Here is a 22,059-nt window from a genome sequence, read left to right on the forward strand (position 1 = left end):
CCTTTAATTGCGCTACCTTATTCTTGTCAGGATCAAAAATATCAAGGTAGGTAAAGACAGTATTGCCCTCTACTTTGCCTGGATCTTCAACATGGATGTGCTGGGGATCAGTATACATTGACATTACTTTTTGTTCAACGGTCTTGGCATCATCAGATAAATAAATAGCATTATTTAAGGATTTGGACATTTTAGCATTACCATCTAGACCTGGCAAGCGTCCCTCACCTTTTTCCGGAAAGTAGCCTTTAGGTTCTACTAAGACATTGCAGTTATAGACACGATTAAAAGTCCGCACAATTTCACGTGCTTGCTCTAACATGGGCTCTTGGTCATCTCCAACGGGTACCAAAGTTGCCTTAAAGGCTGTGATATCAGCTGCCTGTGATACTGGATAATTTAAGAAACCCACGGGAATGGAATCGTTAAAACCTTTTTGCTTGATCTCAGCTTTAACAGTTGGATTACGCTCTAAGCGGCTGACTGTGACTAAGTCCATATAATAGGCTGTCAGTTCAAACAAGGCGGGTATTTGGGATTGAACGAAAACGGTTGAAACTTGAGGATCTATCCCCACTGCTAAATAGTCTAATGCTACTTGAATTAAACTTTTTTGAATCTTTTCAGGATTACGGGCATTATCAGTTAAAGCCTGGGTATCAGCAATCATGATAAATGGGTGATATTCACCCGAATTTTGCAATTTTACCCTATTCTTTAATGAACCAATGTAATGACCTACATGCAACTTTCCCGTTGGTCGATCACCTGTCAGGATAATTTTCTTTTTCAATTTAGTTTTCCTTCCTTAAATAATTAAAATCTTTTTAATATAATAATTTATAATAATTCTACCAAAAATCAAGCAATGATTAAACACGGAGGAAAAAATGTGCAATCAATTTCAACTGCCAAGTTTGGCCGAAATTAAAAAATACTTAGCAAACGACTTAAACTTGCCTTTAATAGAACCAGCAAGTAACTTACCCCAAAACCAGAACATTTTCCCACAAGGAATTGCTCCTGTACTAGTATATTCGGATAAGCAATTACAGTTACTGCCTAAATCCTGGGGTTATCCCAGTCCATTCGACCACAAACAAGTGGTTTTTAATGCCCGGGTTGAACGCTTCTTTGAAGAAAAAAGATCAATGTGGGATTCTTCTTTTGCCAAATCTCGCTGCATTATTGTTGCCAAGCAATTTTTTGAATCCAGTCATGAAACCTATCTGGGGGAAAATAACCATCATTATCATGAACGCTTCAGTTTTAAAAATGCTAATGCCGCACTGACATTAATAGCCGGAATCTATCAAAAAGATCATTTTTCAATGGTTACTACTAAACCTAACGCGTCCTATGCCCCAATCCATGACCGTATGCCTTTAGTTATTCAGGCAGATGAGTTGCGCCAATGGCTGTTTCAAAACTTCTCGTCTTTAGTTGATCGCAGCCAGTTGGAGCTTGATTCTGTCAAAATGCCCCATAGAAAGTAATTACTCTTAAATTTTTCGATCACTTATTATTACGCAAATAAAGCTAAAACACGCGAAAATATTAAGGGCTTTAGCTACATTTTATCTAGCCAGTTTTAAAAATCAAAAAACAAAACTTGGTTTTGCAAACGAAACATGGTAAACTGTTTGAGTAATGCGGGTATAGTTTAATGGTAAAATGTTAGCTTCCCAAGCTGAAGATGCGGGTTCGATTCACGCTATCCGCTTAATTAAAAGGCAATGGCTTCAAAAGTCATTGCCTTTTTCATTGCCTAATTATTAGTTTTTAAGGATAGCAATTACTCTCAACAATATACTATTGTTATATAAAGTCTCAATATAAACTGTTATTTTTACTTTTAAAATGGTATTATTACCTTATCTTTTTATTTTATTTCTTTAATTTGTGAAAGGTTTAATTATGGTTTAACAATGAATTCTAAATCCAACTGCCGCCATCGGGGCAAATTATTATTTACTAGTGTAGCTGCTGCTACTTTGGGCTTAATTATTATGTCTCCTGATATGGCTAAAGCTGATACTTTAGTTGATTCTGCTGCCGCTAAAAAGCAAGTAGCTCAAAGCAGCTCCCTACCGGCTAGCAATAATAATCAGACAGCAGCTTCAACTGATAGTGCTGTTGCTAATAACAATCCAGCAAGTCGTACTTCTGAAGCTGCGGCTAGCAATGTAGCGCAGCCCTCAACTTCTCCTAGCAGTGAGGCTCAAGACGCTAATGAACTGCCAGCTGTGGGCGAAGAAGCTAAAGGAATTACCCCGCGGTCCGTTTTGACAATCTCCTGGAGCGGAATTAATGTAACTTTGGATACTGCTACTGATATATTAACTATACCAGGTGGTACGGTGACTAATCCTTTGGCTATTTTTCAGATTTTTGAAAAATATTATTATGATTATAAATCTCTTAAGAAAATCAAGATTACAGGGCCATTGAAGATTATTGGTAATGCTGGTTATATGTTTGAAGTGCTTAGTGGCCTAACTGAAATTGAGGGTTTTAATCAAGTTGATACTTCTGAAGTTACTAATATGTATGCTATGTTTCTTGGCTGTCCAAATTTAAGTTCTTTAGATTTAAGCAGTTTTAATACTACTAAAGTTACTAATATGAGATACATGTTTTATCAATGTTATAGTTTAACCAGTCTAGACTTACACAGTTTTGATACCTCTAGTGTTACTGGTATGAACTGTATGTTTTATAATTGTTCCAAATTATCCAGTTTAGACTTAAGCAATTTTGATACTGCTAAAGTTACTGATATGACAAGAATGTTTTTTGGTTGTCAAAGCTTAAAAACTTTAAATATCAGTAGTTTCCAAATGGCTCAGGTGACTAGTAAAAGTGAAATGTTAAAAAGTCTACCTAATTTGTCAACCTTAGTTCTGGGTCCTAATAATTATTTGCTGGGAACTGACCTTGATGCAACTGGCGTTTGGTTGAATGTGGGCAATGGTACAGTAGATAAACCGCAGGGAAATAAGAGCTGGACTTCTAGTCAATTAATGAGTAACTATTCCGGGAGCAGAGACCAAGATACGTATGTCAGGTTAGGCGGAGCAGTTACAGTCCACTACCGTGATGAAACTGGTGCAACACTGGCTCCAGATCAAATTTTAAGTGGAAAAATCGGTGACTCTTATAGCAGCGAACCCCAAGATATTGCTGGTTATGTGGTAAAAACCACTCCTGCAAATGCTAAAGGAACTTATACAGATAAAGTCCAGGAAGTCACTTATGTTTACACCAATCAGGTTAAAGTGCTGGTCCATTACGTTGATCAGGACGGCAAGCCAATTGCTGGTGTAACCGATGAAACTCTCACGGGTACCATTGGTGACCCCTATCCGGACAGTGCTGTTAAAGATATCAAAGGTTATACTTTGAAAACAAAGCCAACTGGCAAGTTCTCCAGTACGGAAACCGAAGTCACCTATGTTTACGCTAAATTAGTCACAGTCATAGCTCATTATGTTGACCAGGATGGTAAGCCGATTGCCGCTGATGAAACTTTGAATGGCAAGATTGGTGACCCATATCCGGACAGTGCTGTTAAAGATATCTCGGGTTATACTTTGAAAACTAAGCCGACAGGCAAGTTCTCTGGTACTGAAACGGAAGTCACCTATATTTACGCTAAATTAGTCACGGTCATAGCTCATTACGTTGACCAGAACGGCAAGCCGGTTGCCGAAGATGAAACTTTGAATGGCAAGATTGGTGACCCATATCCGGACAGTGCTGTTAAAGATATCTCGGGTTATACTTTGAAGACTAAACCGACAGGCAAGTTCTCCAGCACGGAAACCGAAGTCACCTATATTTACGCTAAATTAGTCACGGCCATAGCTCATTATGTTGACCAGGATGGTAAGCCAATTGCCGGTGTAACCGATGAACATCTAACAGGTGCTATTGGTGACCCTTATCCGGACAGTGCTGTTAAAGCCATCCCGGGTTATACTTTGAAAACTAAGCCAACTGGCAAATTCTCTGGCACGGAAACGGAAGTCACCTATGTTTACACTAAAAATGCCTCGGTTAACCCTGGCGGTACTGCTGGCAGGCAACCAATTTTGGGTGGCTCCGTTACGGTTCACTATCAAGATGAAACCGGCAAGCAACTTGCACCTGATCAGATTTTAACCGGTAATGTCGGTGAAGGTTACCTTACGCAAGAAGTAGCTCTGGCTGGCTATAAGCTGACCCAAAGACCAGCTAATGCGACTGGCTTTTATACCGCCAATCCGCAAAGTGTCACTTATATTTACACTAAAAATGTCACAGGACAAGCTGCAGTCAGGAGAACTGTTTTTCATAATTCCTACCTGTACGACCAAAATGGCGGCCGTAAAACGGGCAAATACCTGATGGGCAAGACCATTTGGACCTATGGCACTAAAGTTATTCAGGGCAAGAAGTATTACGATTTAGGCCAGGACAACTATGTTAAGGCTACTAATGTTTCCGGCGTTAAGCGCAAGCTAAGACGCAACAGCTATATTTACAGTAAAACGGCTAAAAAGCTGCAGCGAAAAGCTTTAAAGAGGGGACAAAAAGTAAGAACCTATGGCGCAGCCGTTAAGATCCACCGGAAGTTATACTATATCGTAGGGAAAAACCAATACGTCAAAAAGAGTAACTTTTAATAAATATTACAAGTAAAAAATAAGAGTTAGGAAATTCTCCTGACTCTTATTTTTTAAGTCATAATTATTAAGATAATGCCGTTTAGCACCGCTAAATAAATTGGCATCCATAAAGTTTGAGTATAAAGGTAAGACCAAGCAAAAAGTCCACCGAGTACAACGTTAATTACTAATAGGAACAGTGAATTTTGCCAATTAAGTAAGCTGAACAAGATACCAGAAGTAAGTATGCCCAGAATTGCTGTTAAGACAGTGTTGCTTCTAAACGCATAATTAAACAAAAACCCAGTAATTAAAAATTCTTGCAGGATTGGCAAAACTATCCCTATTGCAGCTAGTAAAAACCAGTAGGTTAAACTTGCTTCATGGTGCAAATAAGCAACTTGAAAATTATATAATTTTAATCTGCCGTAGGATTGGAGCCAGGAAACACTAATACGTAAAGCCGTTACTACAGCAGTCAAACCAATTATTAAGCCAAAATTGTTCAGCCAGGAGCCCCCAAAACTACGGTCAAAAAAGCGTTGTTCTCTATTAAAACGATAAACAAAAAACAATGAAACCATCAACGAGATAGTTGCAAATAAGATTAAATCCCAAATATGAATCGGTGAATTAGCAGTAACTAGCTTAATCACACCGACAACCATCAAATAGCTAATAAAATAAACAAAATAGCGTATAATGTTGCCTTGCCTCGATGCTGGTGTATTCACAAAAATTACCTCTATACTATTATGTACCTTACAAGTTCCATATTATAGCAAAAAAAGCAACCTATATAAAATATCAAGAAAAATTTTCTCAATCGACACTGATATTGTTGATATCTTCTAGCGCAATTTTTTGGCCAGCAACAATAATACCATCATCACTATAGCCACTGACAAAACCAACTATATCGGCGGGCAGCTGATCATCACTGTTCATGACCTTAACTTGCAGGTGAACCATGCGGTGATTACCATACGCCTTAAGGAGTTGCAGGCTTATTTCTTCCATACTCATAGTTTGTTTAGCGGGATGCTTCACGCTGCGCTTTTGCTTATCTTTATTAATTGCCATTGTATGATCGCTTAAAAAGAAACCTTGCCACTTTTTCATTTTGCGATCTTGATAGTTTTTAAAAAAGTCTGTGACAATTTTATCAAAATCATTCATATGCATTTCCGCCATTATGCCCGCCAACTAAACTACTGCGCCTGATTGCTGTTGCACCTTTAGCCAAGCTCGATGCCTTGACCAAACTGGTAAAGCCATATTTCTTTCTGATTCTATCAATAGTTATATTTATAGTCCGTTTTTTTATCTGCTCAGAAGCTGGAACAAAAAAGGTCAATTGCTGGCAGGTATCCGGCTCTAAACGACTGCAGTTAACCCCTAAAGCACGGACTGTTTCGCCATGCCAATTTTTACGAAAAAGTGCCAGTACTTCTTGCACTAACAAGTCATTATCATTGGTCGGACAAATTTTTTGCTGCACATTAAAGCCCTTGCGCCTGCCATCTTGTTCATACCTGGAAAAGCCGACAAATAAACTAATGCAGCCAGCTTGCAAGCGGTGTGCCCGTATTCTGGCACCTACCTGCTCGCCAATTTCACGTAAGACTATCTCAATCTCCCGCTGATCTGTATAGTCACGGTTTAAAATCTGAGAATTACCGTAATTTTTCATTATGGAAAAATATTTTTCGCTAATAATGCTGCGATCCACCCCCCAGCTGATTGCAAATAACTGCTCACCAATCACGCCAAATTCTTTTTTTAAGATTGCTGGATCAGTATGTGCCAATTCATACATATTATTAATATGTAACCGACGCAAACGGACAGCTATTCTTTTGCCAATCCCCCAAACATCTTCCAGATCTTTAATTTGCCAAATAGTATCAGGTACATCAATATAATGCCAATAATCAATCATTGAACAACGGTGTTTAGCAGAAATATCCATGGCTAATTTGGCTAGCAATGGATTTTCTCCTATTCCGCAAGTAGTGTAAAGTCCAATTTTTGATTTGATTTCTACCTGAATTTTGCGTGCTACCAGATACGGATCGTTGCCAAACAAACGCCATGACTTAGTCATATCAATCATGCTTTCATCAATAGAATAGACATGGATATCCTCATCAGCAGCATACTTTTGAAAAATTGCCAATACCTGCATGCTGCGCTTGATATATAAATTCATATGAGGTTCTACTAAAATCAAATCCGGCGCTTCTTTTTTCGTGGGTAAATCACGTACCCGCATGACGTTAGTCAACCCATATTTCTTTTTCGCTAATGGTGAAGCCGCCATAATTAGCCCCGAGCCGTAATTTGTATGTGGCTGATGCGAAACTACTGCCAACACAGCTTTCATTGGGTTTAGACCTAATTGAAGTGCCTCACAACTAGCAAAGAATGATTTGTTATCAATCATAAAAATTAACCGGTGTGGTTCATAACGGTAATCATACATTGCTTTCACTTCCTATTGCAAACTTACGTTCGCTAAAATAAATTATACAAACACAAGTTCGAATAATCAAGCAAAAATTTATTCAATTGCCGCAATAGTAACCTGATACTCACCGGCAGGTGCTGCAACACTTACAGTTTGACCAGCTTCTTTTTTCATAATTGCTTGACCCAGAGGTGAGTCAAACGCAACTTTTCCTGCAGCAATATCAGCTTCCATGCGACCGACAACCTGGTATGTTTCAGTTTCTGGGTCGTCAGCAAACTTTAGTGTGACCGTCTTGCCTAAATCTACTTTACCATCGGCCTTTTTTTCGATAATTTCGGCATATTTCAACTGTTTTTCCAGATAACGCAGACGACTTTGAAGGTGGCCTAAATCACGCTTGGCCTCCGTATATTCGGTATTTTCCGATAAGTCGCCTAAAGAGCGGGCTTCCTGTAAAATTTTAATTCTTCTGGGTCTATCCTTTTTTAAACTGGCTATTTCATCTTTAATTTTTTGGTAACCCTTGGGCGTCATTTTTTGATAATAAACCAAAATATTCTCTCCTAATTATTTTCTTAAAAATATTATCCACAAGCTATAAATACCAATTTCAAAGTATCTAAGCTAATTGTTTAGCACTCTAAAAATAATAGTGCTAATTATTTCCTTTTTATTAATCTGCATACTATAATAATAATTGTAAGGAAGAAATGAAAGTCTTCTGATACAAATATATAAATTTCGAAAGGAAGTTTTTTACTATGGCAAATGATATGATGAATCGGCACAATGACCTATTTGATGCGATGAACGATTGGTTTGATCTTCCGAGAAAATTTTTTGACGATAACGAAGTAGCAAAATTAATGCAATCAGATGTTGTTGAAAACGACAAAGAATACGTAATTAAAGTTGACATGCCTGGAATGGACAAGGACAAAATTCACCTAAATTATAATAATGGTATTTTGAGCGTATCCGGCTCAAGAAAATCATTTAAGGATATGTCTAAGGATAACAGTATCATCCACCGTGAAAGAAGTGAAGGCCACATTTCACGCAGCTTCAGATTACCAAATGTAGTTGCAAGTGATATTCACGCAAAGTATGATAACGGCGTATTGACTATTACCTTGCCAAAGCAGCAAGCTGGTGCAAATGATAACTCAATCCAAATTGATTAACTTATTACCACATTGCATAAGTTTTAAATAAATTACCAATACAATTCTCTAAAGCGAGTTCAGCTATTGAACTCGCTTTTATTTTAGCTTAAAATATATAGTAATTTAAAAATAGATTAAAAAAGGAGAATTTATTTTATGGCTCATAAATTAACTGTCCAAGAGTTGGAAGAATTTGCCGCAAACTTTAATGAAAAACCACAAAATCAAGTTGTTGCCCGAGCAGCTCAAAAAAGTGGTGTTTTAACAGCTGCTTACAATGAACGCGTTCAAGGTGAATTGACCCGTGTGTTTTCAACCGAACTTGATACAGAAAATGTTACTAATCAACGCCAATCAGGTCGTTGCTGGGAATTTGCTACTTTAAACATTTTACGCCACAATTTTGGTAAAAAATATCACTGCAAGAATTTCACTTTCTCACAAAGCTACAACTTCTTCTGGGATAAAATTGAACGGGCAAATATTTTTTATGACAATATCTTAGACACAGCAGACGAACCACTCGATTCACGTACTGTTAAAGCCCACCTAGATGGTGCAGGCGAAGATGGTGGCCAATTCCACATGGGCGCTGCTTTAATTGAAAAATATGGTGTCGTTCCTTCTTATGCAATGCCTGAGAGTTTCAATACCAATAATACTAATGGCTTTGCCAAAGCTTTGGGTGATAAGCTGAAGAAGGATGCTCTGGTCTTGCGTAAATTAAAGCAGGCCGGTAAAGACGATGAGATCGAAAAAGCCCGTAAGCAATTCTTAAGTGAAGTTTACCAGATGACCGCAATTGCAGTCGGTGAACCACCTAAGAAATTTGATTTGGAATATCGTGATGACGATAAGAAATATCACTTGGATAAAGATTTAACTCCACTGGAATTTCTGCATAAATACATGGGTGACGTTGATTTTAATGACTATGTCGTATTGTCTAACGCCCCGGACCATGAATATGATAAATTATACGGTCTACCTTTTGAAGATAACGTTGAGGGGTCATACCGCATCAAATTCTTAAACGTGCCAATGGAATACTTGGAAACTGCAGCTGTTAACCAGTTAAAAGATGGCGAAGCAGTCTGGTTCGGCAATGATGTTGGTGAACAAAGCGACCGCAAGAAGGGCTATCTTGACAGTGATTTGTACCAACTAAGCGAACTCTTTGGCGTAGACCTTAAGATGTCCAAGGCTGATCGTTTGCGCACTGGTGCAGGCGCTTCTACTCACGCAATGACTTTAGTTGGCGTAGATGAAGACGGTGGACATGTTCGCCAATGGAAGGTTGAAAACTCCTGGGGCGAAAAGAACGGTGACAAAGGATTCTTTGTTATGAACAACGACTGGTTTAAAGATTACGTTTACGAAGTTGTTGTCCACAAGAAATACCTGACACCAGAGCAAGTAGCTATAGCAGAGGGCCCAATTACTGATTTGCCAGCTTGGGATTCACTCGCTTAAGCTGATCTATAACTAATAAAAAGACGAAATTCTATTGTGAATTTCGTCTTTTTTATTACAAATATTAATTAATGTCTAACTACGCAATAATAATTCATCAAACTTTTTAAAGAATAAATTTTTATCTGCTTTAGTCACTAAAGTTATTTCACGACCAGCGGGATCATCTTCCAGACGGCCTGCTGCCAAGCCTTGGGTAATTACTCTTACCTTGTGTTTTTCAGTCGTCAAAACAACTGCGGGATACAGGGCACTAATGACCGTTAAAACGTCCCAGAAGTATAATTGCGCAGTTGGTATTGGCGGATTAACCAGAAGACAATATCCTTGTGCAACTAAATCCATAGCTGGATGTTCACTTAAACTGGCCCAGTGCATTCTTAACTCATCAGTTAAAGGCAGTTCTTCACTGCTTTCAAGACCAATAACCTGCATGGGAATGCTTGATTTCAAAACAGTTTCAAGCGCAAAAGGATCCCAGAAAGCATTCCATTCTTGAGTACCGTCAGCATTAACCTGAACAACATTACCATGACCATCAAGGGAACCACCCATCCAATACAGCTTTTCAATGTTATCCGCAATTTGAGGATTAGTTTCTAGTGCGCGCGCTAAATCCGTTAAAGGACCTGTCATAACTAAAGTTACAGGCTGCTCTGATGTCATAATTTTCTCAACCATATCTAAATGAGCTGGCTTGTCCGCCATCTTGGTAATCACTTTGCCAGAACGATTCAATAACGGCAGATAATTGAAAGAATATGCCGCTTTACGCCAATCTTCCGGAAACTGATTAACGGCGCGAGAATTTGATTTGGCAATTTCCAATTGATCACCGCGCAAGTTAAAGCGGTCTGTCAATTTACGACATACTTCAACAGCCGGATCAACATAGCCATCAGCATCAATTGCGCTGACACCGATCAACTTAATATCCGGCGCTTGCAAAAACAGTAAACAAGCTACCAAATCATCAATATTACCATCATGGTTAAAATAAATTGTTTTCATTAATACTCCCTATTTTGACTTAATATAATTTTGACCATCAGCTGCTGGAGCAACCGATTTTCCGAAGAACAGAACTAAAACTATGATTGTAATTACATAAGGAGCAATCTGCATGTAAACAGCAGGTATGTGGCTGAAGAACGGCAATTGATTGCCGATGATACTAATACTTTGAGCAAAACCAAAGAAAAGCGAAGCCATCATTGCACCTAACGGATTCCATTTACCAAAGATCATGGCCGCCAAAGCCATAAAACCTTGGCCCACAATAGTAGAAACTGAAAAGTTACCAGAAATTGCCTCTGCAAAAACTGCACCGCCAACTCCACCTAAAAAGCCTGATATTAATACTCCAGCATAACGCATGCCATAAACATTAATCCCCAGAGTATCAGCAGCTTGCGGATTTTCACCACATGAGCGCAAGCGCAAGCCAAAGCGGGTTTTATACAAAATCCACCACAATACTACGGACACCACTATTGCCAGCCATGCTGGTGCTGATGTATTTTGAAAGAAAATAGGCCCTATTACAGGAATATCAGCTAAGCCAGGAAAACTAAAATAACCAAAGCTTTGAGTAATGTTTTCAGTTTGCCCTTTATCATAAATAGCTTTAACTAAAAATACTCCTAAAGGCGGTGCCATGAGGTTAAGTACAGTCCCACTGATAATATGGTCAGCATGAAAATTAATGGTGGCAACAGCATGTAGTAATGAAAAGAGCAGACCCACAATTCCACCAATCAATAAGCCAAGCCATGGCGTTGCTTTACCAAAAGTAGAAGCAAAAGTCAGGTTAAACACAATGGCAGAAAAGGCACCGATAGTCATTATTCCTTCTAGTCCAATATTGGTAATACCTGAGTTTTCACTATAAACGCCACCTAAAGCGGTGAAAATCAACGGAGCCGAATAGACAAAAGTTGATGATACAATTAACGCTAAAATCGTAACTAAATTCATTAATTTTGTCCTCCTTGAGTTTTAGTAGAATCCGCCACCGCACTGTCTGAATCCGTATCAGCGGTTTTGGTGTCTCTTTGAATTGCCTGGGCTTTTTTAGTTTTAAATAGTAGTCCAATAACATATTGAATAGCAACAAAGAAAATAATAGCGGCAATAACTATCGAAACGATCTCATAAGGGATACCGGCAATGGTCTGCATCCCTAGACCACCAATTTTTAATATCGAAAACAATAATGAAGCTAGCAAAATACCAACAGCTGTGCCGCCACCAAGAAGGGCAACAGACAAGCCATCCCAGCCAATATCCAAACTAGTCGTCTGGGTAAAGTAGTTTTGATAAGTACCAAGGCCCTGCACAACTCCACCTAAACCGGCAAAACCGCCAGACAGGAGCATCGATAGCATAATATTCTTTTTAGCAGACATTCCGGCATAACGACTAGCTGCAGCATTAGTACCAACCGAACGAATTTCAAAGCCGGTGGTAGTCTTTCTCATTAAATACCAATACAAAAAGACGGCGACTAAAGCAATAAAAATTCCCGCATTAATCCGTGAATCACCAAACATTGAACTAAGCCAGTTAATCTTTAAACTACCGTTAGCAGTAATTGTTTTAGTAGTATCAGTATCAATACGTAATTTCGCTGACATTACCTGCTGCATCAAATATTGACAGGAATAAAGCACAATGTAGTTAATCATAATAGTTGTAATTACTTCGTTAGTCCCAAATTGAGCACGCAGCCAGCCGGCAACACCGGCAACAAGTGCACCGGCAATAATACCGGTAATTACAGCCAGTGGCAGTAAAAATACTTTAGGCATATTGGGATTAGCCAGCACCACCCAGATGGATGACAACCAGCCTGCTTGCGCCTGGCCTGGTAAACCAATATTGAAAAAGCCGGCAGTAGAAGCAATGGCAAATCCAATAGCAGTGAAAATCAGGGGAGTTGCTTCACGAATAGTTTCACCTATACCATTCATATTGCCTAAGGCGCTGGAAAACATTGAAGCATATGCTTGAAACGGGTTGTAACTCCAGACCAGCATGATGATTGCCCCAACTAAAAAGCCTGCCAAAATTGAAATAATTGGTACTAAAATTTTTTTGGTTTTTAGTGTTACTTTAAGCAAGAGCGCTGCCTTCTTTCTTAACGCCAGTCATTAACAATCCTAATTCCTCATCACTCGTGTTTTCCGGTCTGACTTCACCTGAAATACTGCCATTATGAAGGACAATAATCCGATCAGACAATTGCATAATTTCATCAAGTTCGTATGAAATTAACAAAATTGCTTTACCCTGAGCTCTTTCGTTCAAAAGCTGCTTATGAATGTATTCAATCGCACCAACATCAAGTCCGCGTGTCGGCTGAAAAGCAATAACTAAATTACTGTTACGACTTAATTCACGGGCAATAATTACTTTCTGTTGATTTCCACCAGATAAATCACTTACAGGCATTTTTTCACTGGTTGTTCTGATATCAAATTGCTTAATCAATTTTCTAGCATGTTCGTGAATGACATCATAATGCATGACGTTGTGACGTGAAAATGGCTCTTGATAATAAGTTTGCAGAGCTAAATTGTCTGAAACTGAAAAAGGTAAAATCAAGCCATATTTTTGCCGGTCAGCAGGTATATATGAAACACCCTTTTCAGTTATTTGCCGCACCTTGTGATTAGTCATGTCTTCGCCGTCAATTATAATTTTGCCGGCATGAACATGTTGCAAGCCGGTTAAAGCCCTGACAAGTTCATCTTGACCATTACCATCAATACCGGCAACACCCAAAATTTCGCCAGCATGCAAATTAAAAGACATTCCTTTAATTACAGCCACGTTTTGCTTATTTTTCACTTGCAAATTTTCAACCTGCAACATCGTTTTACCAATTTTTGCTACTGGCTTATTAAGCTTCATGTTAACATGACGACCAACCATCAATTCCGCCAAACGATTATTATCGACATTAGCAACAGCAAAAGTTCCTACACTTTGACCAGCACGAATAACAGTGACACGATCAGCAGCTCTCTCAATTTCTTCCAGCTTGTGCGTGATTAAGATAATTGACTTACCCTCTTTAGCCAGTCCACGCAAAATTTGAATAAATTCCGTAATTTCTTGTGGCGTTAAAACAGCAGTAGGCTCATCAAAAATCATAATATCAGCTCCGCGATACAAAACTTTGAGAATTTCCACTCTCTGTTGCTGTGCCACAGTAATCTCACTGATTTTTTTCTGAGGGTCAATATTTAAGTTATAGCGCTCAGATAAGGCCATAATCTGCTTCTCAGCTTTTTTGAAATCTAGTTTAGGTCCCTTGGTTGTTTCATGACCCAAAATAATATTTTCCAAAACTGTAAAGGATTCCATCAACATAAAGTGCTGGTGCACCATACCGATACCTAGGTCTTTGGCAACAGTTGGATTTTTAATATTAACCTTTTTTCCGCGAACTTTGATTGTACCTGAAGTGGGCTGAATCAATCCTGATAGAATGCTCATTAGAGTTGATTTACCAGCACCGTTTTCCCCTAATAACGCCAGAATCTCACCTTTTTTCAAAGTCAGATTAATATCGTTATTAGCTTTAAAGCCATTAAAATCCTTAACAATATGGCGCATTTCTATTACGTTCGTCATATTTTCCATTTTATGTAAATTTCCTTTTTCGTAAAAAACTCTTTGCATAAGTATACACAAAGAGTTTTAATCAATAATTTACTTTAATTTTGCGCTACAGTAATTTTTCCGGCAACTATTTGTTGTTTAGCCTTTTCTACTGCCAGCCATGCCTTTGGTGTAAGGTTGCCTTTAGTAATTGAAACACCATTGCCTTTTAAGGAGTAGACAAGATGCTTTCCTCCTGGAAATTTTCCTTTAGCAGCATCGTCAGCCAAGGATTTAGTTGCAACGTTTAGTCCCTTCAATACTGAAGTTAAAGTAAAGTTAGCCTTTTTACCATCTTTCGTTTTATAGTTACCAAGATTTTTCTGGTCAACATCTACACCAATTACCCAAACCTTGTTACTTTCAGGTTTAGTTTGATTTAGGGCCTTAGCTTCTTGGAAGACTCCGCTACCGGCTGAACCTGCAGCTTGGAATACTACATCACATTTATTAGCATACATTGACTGAGCAATTGATTTAGCTTTATCGTTTGAAGTAAAGTTACCGATATACTGTACGCTGACATTAATCTTTTTATGCTGAGCTTTAGCAGCGTCTTTTACGCCTTGCTTGAAACCAGCTTCAAAAGTATCAATGATAGCTGACTTAGCTCCTCCGATAAAACCAACTTTGTTGGTTTTAGTAGAATAAGCAGCAGCCACACCACCTAAATATGATGATTCATTACTCTTAAAAGTTACTGAAGCCACATTTTTTTGACCAGTAATCACATCGTCAACGATTACAAAATTTTTCTTAGGATTCTTTTTAGCAGCTGCTTTAACCGAATCTTTTAACATATAACCAATACCAAATATTGTTTGGTAACCAGATTTAGCAGCTTGGTTAAAGTTAGGCGTATAGTCAGTAGCACTGCTAGATTGGAAATACTGATAGCCTTTACCTTGCTTGAAATGATGTTCTTTACCATAATCTTTAAAACCGGCCCATGCAGCCTGGTTAAAGGATTGGTCATTAATACCATTGCTATCAGTAATTAAAGCAATACTGTCTTTTTTGTTCTGACTGCTTGTTCCCTGCTTTTTTCCCGAGCAAGCATTCAAAACTAAAGTAAATGATGCCATTAAAAATCCTAATGACAAAAATTTCGTAAATTTCTTACCCATTGATTTTACCCTCCACAAAATACGAACTTTTCATAGTTAATATTATAATAAAATACGCATTAATTCAAGAAATATTTTTTTGTGGTTGATTATAGGTAAAAATGTTGGCGTATTGCGAACTATTTACTTGGATGAATTGGCACTTTGATATTACCCTTAATAATTTCTGTACGAGCTTGACGTGAATATTGCCAAGCTTTTGCACTAATTTGTCCGCGTTTGATCGAAACTCCGTTAGTTTTTAAACCATAAACCAGTTGTTGACCGCCAGGGAATTTCCCGTGATAAGCGCGATTAGAAATGTCCCGTGTAGCTACATTTACACCGGTAATAACTGAAGTCAAAACAAAATTATCCTTTTTACCATCTTTAGACTTGTAGTTACCTAAATGAGACTGGTCGGAATCGACGCCAATAGCCCAAACTTTGTTAGCAGCTGTTCTTGTCTGGTTAATTGATTTAGCCTCTTGGAACAAGCCGTTGCCAGCTAAACCAGAAGCGTGGAAAATGATATCGGCTTTTTTAGCATACATTGACTGGGCAATTGCCTTTTCTTTATCAGCACTCTTAAAGTCGCCCACATATTGGTTTAAGAGTGTAATTTTTTTATGCAATTTTTGCGCCTGATCATGAACGCCTTTGGTAAAACCGGCATCAAATAAATCAATAATATTGCCATGGGCACCGCCAATAAAGCCGATGACATTCGTCTTTGTTTCTGTTGCCGCAACAACACCTGCCAAATAGGAAGCCTGCTCACTCTTGAAGTTGGCAGAAGCTACATTCTTCTGCCCCTTTATTACTTCATCGACAATAACGTAGTTCTTTTTAGGATTCTTTTTAGCAGCAGCCTTGACTGCATCCTTTAAGCTATAGCCAATACCAAAAATTGTCTGGTAGCCGGCTTTACTTGCCTGATCAAAATTAGGCTCAAAATCCGCCGCACTGCCTGATTGAAAATACTGGTAGCCATTGCGCCCGCGATTAAGATTATGATCTTTGCCATATTCCTTAAAGCCTTGCCAAGCAGACTGGTTAAAAGAATTATCATTAACACCCGCAGTATCAGTGATTAGCGCAATTGAGTGCTTGGCACTACTACTTGAATTGCTGGCGCCACCCTGCTTTTTACCTGAACAAGCAGTAAGCGCTAACCCTGCAGCAACCGCTATCGCACTGATGGAAAAGATTTTTTTGATTTTTGACCTCATATTGTACCTCCTGTAAATATCACAATACCTAACATACCATATCTGGTAGTATTGTCAAAAGTAAGCTACAAGATAAAGTGTTGATCTGATAGCATTCCTATTTTTTCATGAAAGCGAAACTGAGCCTTACTCATAATGTTTTGTATACCACAAATAAAAAAGTTAAAATTTTCGTATAGGTGTTAATTAAGTTAATCTGGCGCCATTAAGCAACCTTTGTTCATAAACTAACGTATAATAAAATAAACGGTAAAATGTTCGTCAATGATAAAGGTAATCTAATGAAATTATATAAAGCTTTTTTTAAATCAAAATTAGGAACATTAACGCTTTTAAGCGATGATAACCACCTCTTAGGATTATGGTTTAACGGACAAAAATATTTTGGTGCCGGCTATGATTTGAGTCTTGTCAAAGTCTTTCCCAGTAACCCGATTAAATTGGCCCAAAAATGGCTGACTGACTATTTTGCTGGGCAAAACCCCGACCCGTATACTGTTCCCGTGAAACCTGACGTGTCAGCCTTTAGGCAAAAAGTACTTAAGGAACTGCAAAAGGTGCCTTACGGCGAGCTTGTCACTTATAAAGAATTGGCCAACCGCATGCAAAAGGGGCAAAAGAATAAAGTAAATAAGGCTCGTGCAATTGGCAATGCTGTTGGACACAATCCTATTAGCTTAATCATTCCCTGCCACCGAGTAATTGGCAGTGACGGCTCTTTAACGGGTTATGCTGGAGGTCTCGACCGCAAAAAGACATTATTAAAAATGGAAAATCCCCAAATCAAATTTTCCAGTCAATTAGACTTACTATAAAGCATTTAATATTCGGTTTTAAAGCAAAAAAAGCTGCATGGAGCTCATGCAGCTTAAACATTCCATTCGGACATAAATTCTTGGACATAGTCACGCATAAATTCGGTTCTTTTTTGTGCTTCCTTTTTACCTCCAGCTGTATTCATTAAATCAACTAAGTGAAATAATTTTTCATAGAAATGGTTAATTGTTGTTTCCGTGTGTTTTCGATATTGATCATGACTAACCAGCTTTTGCGGTTTGATTCTGGGGTCATATATAACATTGCCATGGGCACCACCATAAGTAAAAGCCCGCGCAATACCGATTGCACCTAGGCTTTCAATGCGATCAGCATCTTGGACATATTCTCCAGAAACTGGCAGCTGATAATGATGCTCTATATTGGCTGAAAAGGACATATGCTGTATTGTAAATAAAATATCTTTTACTTCTAAAGCAGTAAACCCTGCTTGTGGCAACAATTTTTTAATACTGGCAAGAACCTGATCAGGATCTGCGCAAATCTTTTCATCAATAGTATCATGCAAATATCCAGCCGCCTCGATAATAGCAACCATACGGCTGGCTTTATGTGCAGCAGGATTATCCTGCAAATACATTTTGCTGGCCAAATGCGCTACCCGTTGGCCATGATAAAAATCATGACCAGTTTTTTCATCTTGCAGCTGCTCTTTAACAAATTCTGTTACTTTAGCTAAATCCAAATTAATTTCCTTTCCGCATCCAACTATTAAGCCTGCATTACCTCAAAATACAACTTAATGACGATTTTACCGCTTTTTTACTAAAAAAAGACAGACTACAAATTCATAGCTTTTACTACTTGTTTAATAGTCTATCTCTTTTGATTAATTTAACCAAACCATTTATGTTAGTCACAAAGATTAAGAAAACACTAGCTTTTGAGTTAATTCTTACCAAATATCAATGCTAAATGTTTAATTTCTTATGGGCTGGTTTGAACTTATGGTTTTTAGTTATAGTACCAATGTGATTATAAGTTACTGTCGCTGGTTTAAATTGACTTAAATCTTCCGTCTTAATATAAGTCACAATTAATTCACCATTGGGCACATAGTTATACAGCGGGTAATAATTTTCATAGGTATTAGTACCGTCAACTCTGAATTTAATCGGTGTGCGTCCAATCCAAAAACCCTTATGTTTGCCCTTTGTTTGACCATCTTGCTTCAGGGAAACTGTAAACGTGGCGTCTTCCTTATTACTATATATAATGTTTTCATTAGTTAGCGTTTTACCATATTTATGATCTGATTCACTGTAACCATTATAAGCATTAGCCAAAGAACCATTGTAATCATGAACTACCGCATGTCCCTTTTTAAGTTGGTAACCATATGGGACCTGGCAATATGCGGCTGGGATAATATATTTTCTTTTGCCATCTTTTTCCTTAATATTACTAATAAAATAGCGCGTGCCGTTGATTGTGCCAGCACCTATAAAGACATCCCAGTCATCAATCCCAGGATCAGACTTAGTTCCTATTAATTTTAGTGATTTAAGATCACGATACGCTTCAACATTGTCGCCTGGAATAAAACTAGCGTACCATTTTCTTTTTTTGATGTAATGGACACCAGACTTTTTAGAAAGTTTCTGGAGCTTGTTATAATCCTTAGTTGTCGCAACCGGTAGTGATTTGGCAGCAACGGTTTGAGAGTTTAAACAAGCTAGTGTAGTAATGCCAGCAGTCAATAACACTCCCGCAATTATGATTTTTTTGAATAATTTGGTTTTCTTCATAGCAAATTGACATCCTTTCTGTAAGATACAGTTTGACCTTTTATAATAGATTATTTACCTGACACTATTAGTTATATAATCAATAATAAAATTAAGCAATATAAAAATTAGATAATAATGATTTTTTATTTTCAATTTTTCGATACAATTTTACCGCTAAAACTGATTACGACACTTAATGCAGAATAGTCCTTAAACTATCACAGCAATATTTTGATAAATTACTGATATTAAAAATTAAGCCACTTCCCAGATTTGAACTGGGGACCTCCTCCTTACCACGGCGGTGCTCTACCTTCTGAGCTAAAGTGGCGAATTAAATTCAATAAAAAAGCATTCACTTTCCATAAAGCGAATACTTCAAATAATACTATATCTATTCGTCGTCTGCAATAAATCTTACAGCAGTACCGTAGGCAACCACTGACTGCATGTCGCCACTGATTGAACCAGAGTCAAAACGCATCATCACAATTGCATCTGCGCCCTTATCCTCTGCAGCTTGACGCAGCCTTTCTAAAGCTTGATTGCGAGAATCTTCCAGCATTTTGGTGTAACTGCGAATTTCACCACCAACAACTGATTTTAATCCTGCACCAAAGTTTTTAACAAAATTTTTGGACTGAGTAGTCAGACCAAATACTTCTCCGATAATTTCGTATTTTTTACCAGGTATATTTTCTGTAGTTGTTATTAAAATTTCTTTTTGTGCCATTTTGCCCTCCTAGCAGTATGGTTATACGTTACTAAATTAATAGTATGAAATCCCATAACTTTTTTGTCAAATTAGTCAAATCAGATTTATTATTTTACAAGCAACTTTAGGAGGCATTAAATTAATCTGAGTTAGGTCTTTAACAGCTACCCAATCAGGCTGATAAACATTTGCATTATTAGAGCGTTCTTTTTCTTCTCCACTAATTTCTGGTGCAGCTATAAAGGAAATTTCAGCATAAAAGAAATGTTCATCTTCTTGACTTTTGTATTCAAATAGCTGGTTTAAGGCAGCTGGTTTTAGTTGAATACTTAGTTCTTCATTAATTTCTCTGATTGCGGTTTCAACTGGGGTTTCATTCCCTTTAGCTCCACCTCCCGGAATTACCCAGTAGTCTCGACCATTTTTTAATCTATGAATTAATAAAATCGCATCATTTTCAGAATTATAAAGAATTACACGTGCACGCATATCAACCACTCCTTCCGAAAAAATAATGTTTTCTTATTATACTCTTTTAATTAGAGTTAAAAAAGGGCAGTTGCGAAAATAGCAACTGCCTCTTTTAGATTAATCTTTAATTGTAACTAAAGTATATTTTCTTTTGCCTTTTCTAATAATAACGTATTTACCGTCAAAGGCTTTAGCAGGATCGACCTCAAAGTCAACTGCTTGCTCGCGCTCACCATTAACATAAATTGCTCCGTTAACAACATCTTCTCGTGCCTGACGTTTAGAAGATTCGATTTTGGTGTCAACCAAGAAGTCTACAATATTTTTGTTCTGAGATGTTGATTCGGCTGCAGGTGCACTCTTTAAGCCCTGCTTAATCTGCTTAACTGACAAATCTTTAATATCTCCGGAAAACAAAGCATCTGTGATCATCTCTGCCTCTTTTAATCCTGCTTCGCCGTGAACAAACTTGGTTACTTCCCTTGCAAGTGTCTTTTGTGCTGTCCGCTTCCATGGTTCGGTCTTTACTTGTTCAGCCAGATCATCAATTTCTTCATGACTTAGGAATGTAAAGTACTTCAAATACTTAACCACATCACGATCATCCTGATTAATCCAGAACTGGTAAAATTCGTAAGGGCTGGTTTTTTCAGGATCAAGCCAAACAGCTCCACCAGCTGATTTACCAAACTTGGTGCCATCGGCTTTTAGCATTAACGGAATTGTTAAACCAAATGCCTGTCTGTCTGGCCCCATTAACTTGTGAATTAAATCAATGCCAGCGGTGATATTGCCCCACTGATCACTGCCACCAATTTGCATTTGGACACCATAATTTTTATTTAACTGGTAAAAATCAATGGCTTGTAAAATTTGGTAGGAGAATTCAGTAAAGGAAATACCATTTTCCAAACGACTGGCAACTACATCTTTATTAATCATGTTATTAACTTGGAAGTGCTTGCCATATTCACGCAAGAATTCAATTAAACTTAATTTATCAAGCCATTCAGCGTTATTAACGATTTCAAAGTTGTCAGTGCCAAACAGCTTTTCCATTTGTTTAGTCAGAGCTACCTCGTTTTCATGCAATTTTTCCGCACTAAGAAGCACCCGCTCAGATTTACGCCCAGAAGGATCACCAATTGTTCCGGTACCACCACCAATAACAATCACAGGATGATATCCGGCCAACTGAAATCTTTTTAAGATCATGAAGGGAATAAGATGGCCGATATGTAATGAATCACCCGTGGGATCAGTACCACAATAAAGAGCTAAATCATCGTGTTCTTGTAAATACTTGGTTAAGCCAGCCTCATCAGTTTGCTGGTTAATCGCTCCGCGCCACTTCAAATCTGCTAAAATATCAAAATTTGCCATCTTTTTTCCTCCAATAAAAAAGTCCCCAGATTCATTTAGGAATCTAGGGACGACTAATTACCTTTTCAGCCGTGGTACCACCCACGTTTACACTCAAATTACAAGTGCCTTAACCATGGTCTTTACGGGAACCACCCAACTAGTATTTCGCTACTC

Annotated in this window: 21 protein-coding genes and 2 tRNA genes; 6 read left to right on the plus strand and 17 right to left on the minus strand. The window is 38.0% G+C overall.

All coding sequences use genetic code 11. The features are described 5' to 3' along the window. The coding region (trpS, locus tag Q0R51_RS06295) for a tryptophan--tRNA ligase (RefSeq protein WP_294757458.1) at positions 1-793 on the minus strand (793 nt) is incomplete at its 3' end. 97 nt (positions 794-890) lie between these two features. Here trpS and Q0R51_RS06300 point away from each other — a divergent pair. The 3 genes from Q0R51_RS06300 to Q0R51_RS06310 all read left to right on the plus strand — a co-directional run bounded on the left by Q0R51_RS06300 (position 891) and on the right by Q0R51_RS06310 (position 4,667). Continuing rightward, positions 891-1,496, plus strand: coding sequence for an SOS response-associated peptidase family protein (locus tag Q0R51_RS06300; RefSeq protein WP_294757460.1), 606 nt, complete (start codon positions 891-893; stop codon positions 1,494-1,496). 156 nt (positions 1,497-1,652) lie between these two features. Further along, positions 1,653-1,723, plus strand: a tRNA-Gly gene (locus tag Q0R51_RS06305). 205 nt (positions 1,724-1,928) lie between these two features. Further along, positions 1,929-4,667 (plus strand): MucBP domain-containing protein, encoded by a 2,739-nt coding sequence (locus Q0R51_RS06310; RefSeq protein WP_294757461.1) that lies wholly within the window; start codon positions 1,929-1,931, stop codon positions 4,665-4,667. Between the two features lie 53 nt (positions 4,668-4,720). Here Q0R51_RS06310 and Q0R51_RS06315 read toward each other — a convergent pair whose 3' ends face one another. The 4 genes from Q0R51_RS06315 to greA all read right to left on the minus strand — a co-directional run bounded on the left by Q0R51_RS06315 (position 4,721) and on the right by greA (position 7,674). Next, the gene (locus Q0R51_RS06315) at positions 4,721-5,383 is read right to left on the minus strand and encodes a CPBP family intramembrane glutamic endopeptidase (RefSeq protein WP_294757463.1); all 663 of its coding nucleotides are present in this window, start codon (positions 5,381-5,383) and stop codon (positions 4,721-4,723) included. 88 nt (positions 5,384-5,471) lie between these two features. Beyond that, on the minus strand, positions 5,472-5,828 hold the full coding sequence (locus tag Q0R51_RS06320) for a hypothetical protein (RefSeq protein ID WP_110446526.1): 357 nt from the start codon (positions 5,826-5,828) through the stop codon (positions 5,472-5,474). Beyond that, a complete protein-coding gene (locus Q0R51_RS06325; RefSeq protein ID WP_174795091.1) occupies positions 5,821-7,134 on the minus strand; it encodes a Y-family DNA polymerase in 1,314 nt (437 codons plus the stop codon). Before Q0R51_RS06325 ends, Q0R51_RS06320 begins: the two co-directional genes overlap by 8 nt. A gap of 78 nt (positions 7,135-7,212) precedes the next feature. After that, positions 7,213-7,674, minus strand: coding sequence for a transcription elongation factor GreA (gene greA, locus Q0R51_RS06330; RefSeq protein ID WP_294757467.1), 462 nt, complete (start codon positions 7,672-7,674; stop codon positions 7,213-7,215). Between the two features lie 209 nt (positions 7,675-7,883). On the opposite strand from greA, the gene Q0R51_RS06335 reads away from it, so the two are divergent. Together Q0R51_RS06335 and Q0R51_RS06340 are read left to right on the plus strand one after the other, a co-directional pair. After that, positions 7,884-8,306 (plus strand): Hsp20/alpha crystallin family protein, encoded by a 423-nt coding sequence (locus Q0R51_RS06335; protein ID WP_046325466.1) that lies wholly within the window; start codon positions 7,884-7,886, stop codon positions 8,304-8,306. A gap of 138 nt (positions 8,307-8,444) precedes the next feature. Then, positions 8,445-9,761, plus strand: coding sequence for a C1 family peptidase (locus tag Q0R51_RS06340; RefSeq protein WP_174795093.1), 1,317 nt, complete (start codon positions 8,445-8,447; stop codon positions 9,759-9,761). Between the two features lie 75 nt (positions 9,762-9,836). On the opposite strand, the gene Q0R51_RS06345 is transcribed toward Q0R51_RS06340, so the two are convergent. From Q0R51_RS06345 to Q0R51_RS06370, 6 genes are all read right to left on the minus strand, one after another. Further along, on the minus strand, positions 9,837-10,772 hold the full coding sequence (locus Q0R51_RS06345) for a nucleoside hydrolase (RefSeq protein ID WP_122037974.1): 936 nt from the start codon (positions 10,770-10,772) through the stop codon (positions 9,837-9,839). Positions 10,773-10,781: 9 nt separating this feature from the next. Then, positions 10,782-11,738, minus strand: coding sequence for an ABC transporter permease (locus Q0R51_RS06350; protein ID WP_046325476.1), 957 nt, complete (start codon positions 11,736-11,738; stop codon positions 10,782-10,784). Continuing rightward, on the minus strand, positions 11,738-12,883 hold the full coding sequence (locus Q0R51_RS06355; RefSeq protein WP_046325477.1) for an ABC transporter permease: 1,146 nt from the start codon (positions 12,881-12,883) through the stop codon (positions 11,738-11,740). Before Q0R51_RS06355 ends, Q0R51_RS06350 begins: the two co-directional genes overlap by 1 nt. After that, on the minus strand, positions 12,876-14,411 hold the full coding sequence (locus tag Q0R51_RS06360; RefSeq protein ID WP_046325478.1) for an ABC transporter ATP-binding protein: 1,536 nt from the start codon (positions 14,409-14,411) through the stop codon (positions 12,876-12,878). The genes Q0R51_RS06355 and Q0R51_RS06360 overlap by 8 nt, the downstream gene beginning before the upstream one ends. Positions 14,412-14,485: 74 nt before the next feature. After that, positions 14,486-15,556, minus strand: a complete 1,071-nt coding sequence (locus tag Q0R51_RS06365) for a BMP family protein (protein WP_110446541.1) — start codon at positions 15,554-15,556, stop codon at positions 14,486-14,488. Between the two features lie 119 nt (positions 15,557-15,675). Continuing rightward, on the minus strand, positions 15,676-16,767 hold the full coding sequence (locus tag Q0R51_RS06370; protein ID WP_110446542.1) for a BMP family protein: 1,092 nt from the start codon (positions 16,765-16,767) through the stop codon (positions 15,676-15,678). A 281-nt stretch (positions 16,768-17,048) separates the two neighbouring features. On the opposite strand from Q0R51_RS06370, the gene Q0R51_RS06375 reads away from it, so the two are divergent. Beyond that, a complete protein-coding gene (locus tag Q0R51_RS06375; RefSeq protein WP_122037977.1) occupies positions 17,049-17,582 on the plus strand; it encodes a methylated-DNA--[protein]-cysteine S-methyltransferase in 534 nt (177 codons plus the stop codon). A gap of 53 nt (positions 17,583-17,635) precedes the next feature. Here Q0R51_RS06375 and Q0R51_RS06380 read toward each other — a convergent pair whose 3' ends face one another. The 6 genes from Q0R51_RS06380 to tyrS all read right to left on the minus strand — a co-directional run bounded on the left by Q0R51_RS06380 (position 17,636) and on the right by tyrS (position 21,903). Beyond that, positions 17,636-18,289 (minus strand): HD domain-containing protein, encoded by a 654-nt coding sequence (locus Q0R51_RS06380; RefSeq protein ID WP_187156755.1) that lies wholly within the window; start codon positions 18,287-18,289, stop codon positions 17,636-17,638. A gap of 226 nt (positions 18,290-18,515) precedes the next feature. Beyond that, complete coding sequence (locus Q0R51_RS06385; protein WP_110446545.1) at positions 18,516-19,352, minus strand: hypothetical protein; 837 nt, start codon at positions 19,350-19,352, stop codon at positions 18,516-18,518. Between the two features lie 240 nt (positions 19,353-19,592). Further along, positions 19,593-19,665: transfer RNA gene (locus Q0R51_RS06390), tRNA-Thr, on the minus strand. A 63-nt stretch (positions 19,666-19,728) separates the two neighbouring features. After that, the gene (locus Q0R51_RS06395; RefSeq protein ID WP_046325482.1) at positions 19,729-20,067 is read right to left on the minus strand and encodes a heavy metal-binding domain-containing protein; all 339 of its coding nucleotides are present in this window, start codon (positions 20,065-20,067) and stop codon (positions 19,729-19,731) included. 75 nt (positions 20,068-20,142) lie between these two features. Then, positions 20,143-20,538 carry an NUDIX domain-containing protein gene (locus tag Q0R51_RS06400; protein WP_187156756.1) on the minus strand — a complete coding sequence of 132 codons (396 nt, stop codon included), beginning with the start codon at positions 20,536-20,538 and terminating at the stop codon, positions 20,143-20,145. Between the two features lie 99 nt (positions 20,539-20,637). Next, entirely contained in the window at positions 20,638-21,903 is a 1,266-nt protein-coding gene (tyrS, locus tag Q0R51_RS06405; RefSeq protein ID WP_294757480.1) for a tyrosine--tRNA ligase, read from the minus strand. Positions 21,904-22,059 lie beyond the last annotated feature (156 nt).

The sequence above is a fragment of the uncultured Lactobacillus sp. genome, from assembly GCF_946477725.1.
In the GTDB taxonomy this organism is placed as follows: domain Bacteria; phylum Bacillota; class Bacilli; order Lactobacillales; family Lactobacillaceae; genus Lactobacillus.

What these genes read in the sequence shown, in the direction of transcription:
- Q0R51_RS06365 (WP_110446541.1), bottom strand. Translation starts at nt 15,556, where the DNA reads ATGGGTAAGAAATTTACGAAATTTTTGTCATTAGGATTTTTAATGGCA.
- Q0R51_RS06360 (WP_046325478.1), bottom strand. Translation starts at nt 14,411, where the DNA reads ATGGAAAATATGACGAACGTAATAGAAATGCGCCATATTGTTAAGGAT.
- Q0R51_RS06300 (WP_294757460.1), top strand. Translation starts at nt 891, where the DNA reads ATGTGCAATCAATTTCAACTGCCAAGTTTGGCCGAAATTAAAAAATAC.
- Q0R51_RS06340 (WP_174795093.1), top strand. Translation starts at nt 8,445, where the DNA reads ATGGCTCATAAATTAACTGTCCAAGAGTTGGAAGAATTTGCCGCAAAC.
- Q0R51_RS06385 (WP_110446545.1), bottom strand. Translation starts at nt 19,352, where the DNA reads ATGAAGAAAACCAAATTATTCAAAAAAATCATAATTGCGGGAGTGTTA.
- Q0R51_RS06335 (WP_046325466.1), top strand. Translation starts at nt 7,884, where the DNA reads ATGGCAAATGATATGATGAATCGGCACAATGACCTATTTGATGCGATG.
- Q0R51_RS06395 (WP_046325482.1), bottom strand. Translation starts at nt 20,067, where the DNA reads ATGGCACAAAAAGAAATTTTAATAACAACTACAGAAAATATACCTGGT.
- Q0R51_RS06350 (WP_046325476.1), bottom strand. Translation starts at nt 11,738, where the DNA reads ATGAATTTAGTTACGATTTTAGCGTTAATTGTATCATCAACTTTTGTC.
- Q0R51_RS06375 (WP_122037977.1), top strand. Translation starts at nt 17,049, where the DNA reads ATGAAATTATATAAAGCTTTTTTTAAATCAAAATTAGGAACATTAACG.
- Q0R51_RS06310 (WP_294757461.1), top strand. Translation starts at nt 1,929, where the DNA reads ATGAATTCTAAATCCAACTGCCGCCATCGGGGCAAATTATTATTTACT.
- tyrS (WP_294757480.1), bottom strand. Translation starts at nt 21,903, where the DNA reads ATGGCAAATTTTGATATTTTAGCAGATTTGAAGTGGCGCGGAGCGATT.
- Q0R51_RS06345 (WP_122037974.1), bottom strand. Translation starts at nt 10,772, where the DNA reads ATGAAAACAATTTATTTTAACCATGATGGTAATATTGATGATTTGGTA.
- Q0R51_RS06325 (WP_174795091.1), bottom strand. Translation starts at nt 7,134, where the DNA reads ATGTATGATTACCGTTATGAACCACACCGGTTAATTTTTATGATTGAT.
- Q0R51_RS06400 (WP_187156756.1), bottom strand. Translation starts at nt 20,538, where the DNA reads ATGCGTGCACGTGTAATTCTTTATAATTCTGAAAATGATGCGATTTTA.
- Q0R51_RS06370 (WP_110446542.1), bottom strand. Translation starts at nt 16,767, where the DNA reads ATGAGGTCAAAAATCAAAAAAATCTTTTCCATCAGTGCGATAGCGGTT.
- Q0R51_RS06320 (WP_110446526.1), bottom strand. Translation starts at nt 5,828, where the DNA reads ATGAATGATTTTGATAAAATTGTCACAGACTTTTTTAAAAACTATCAA.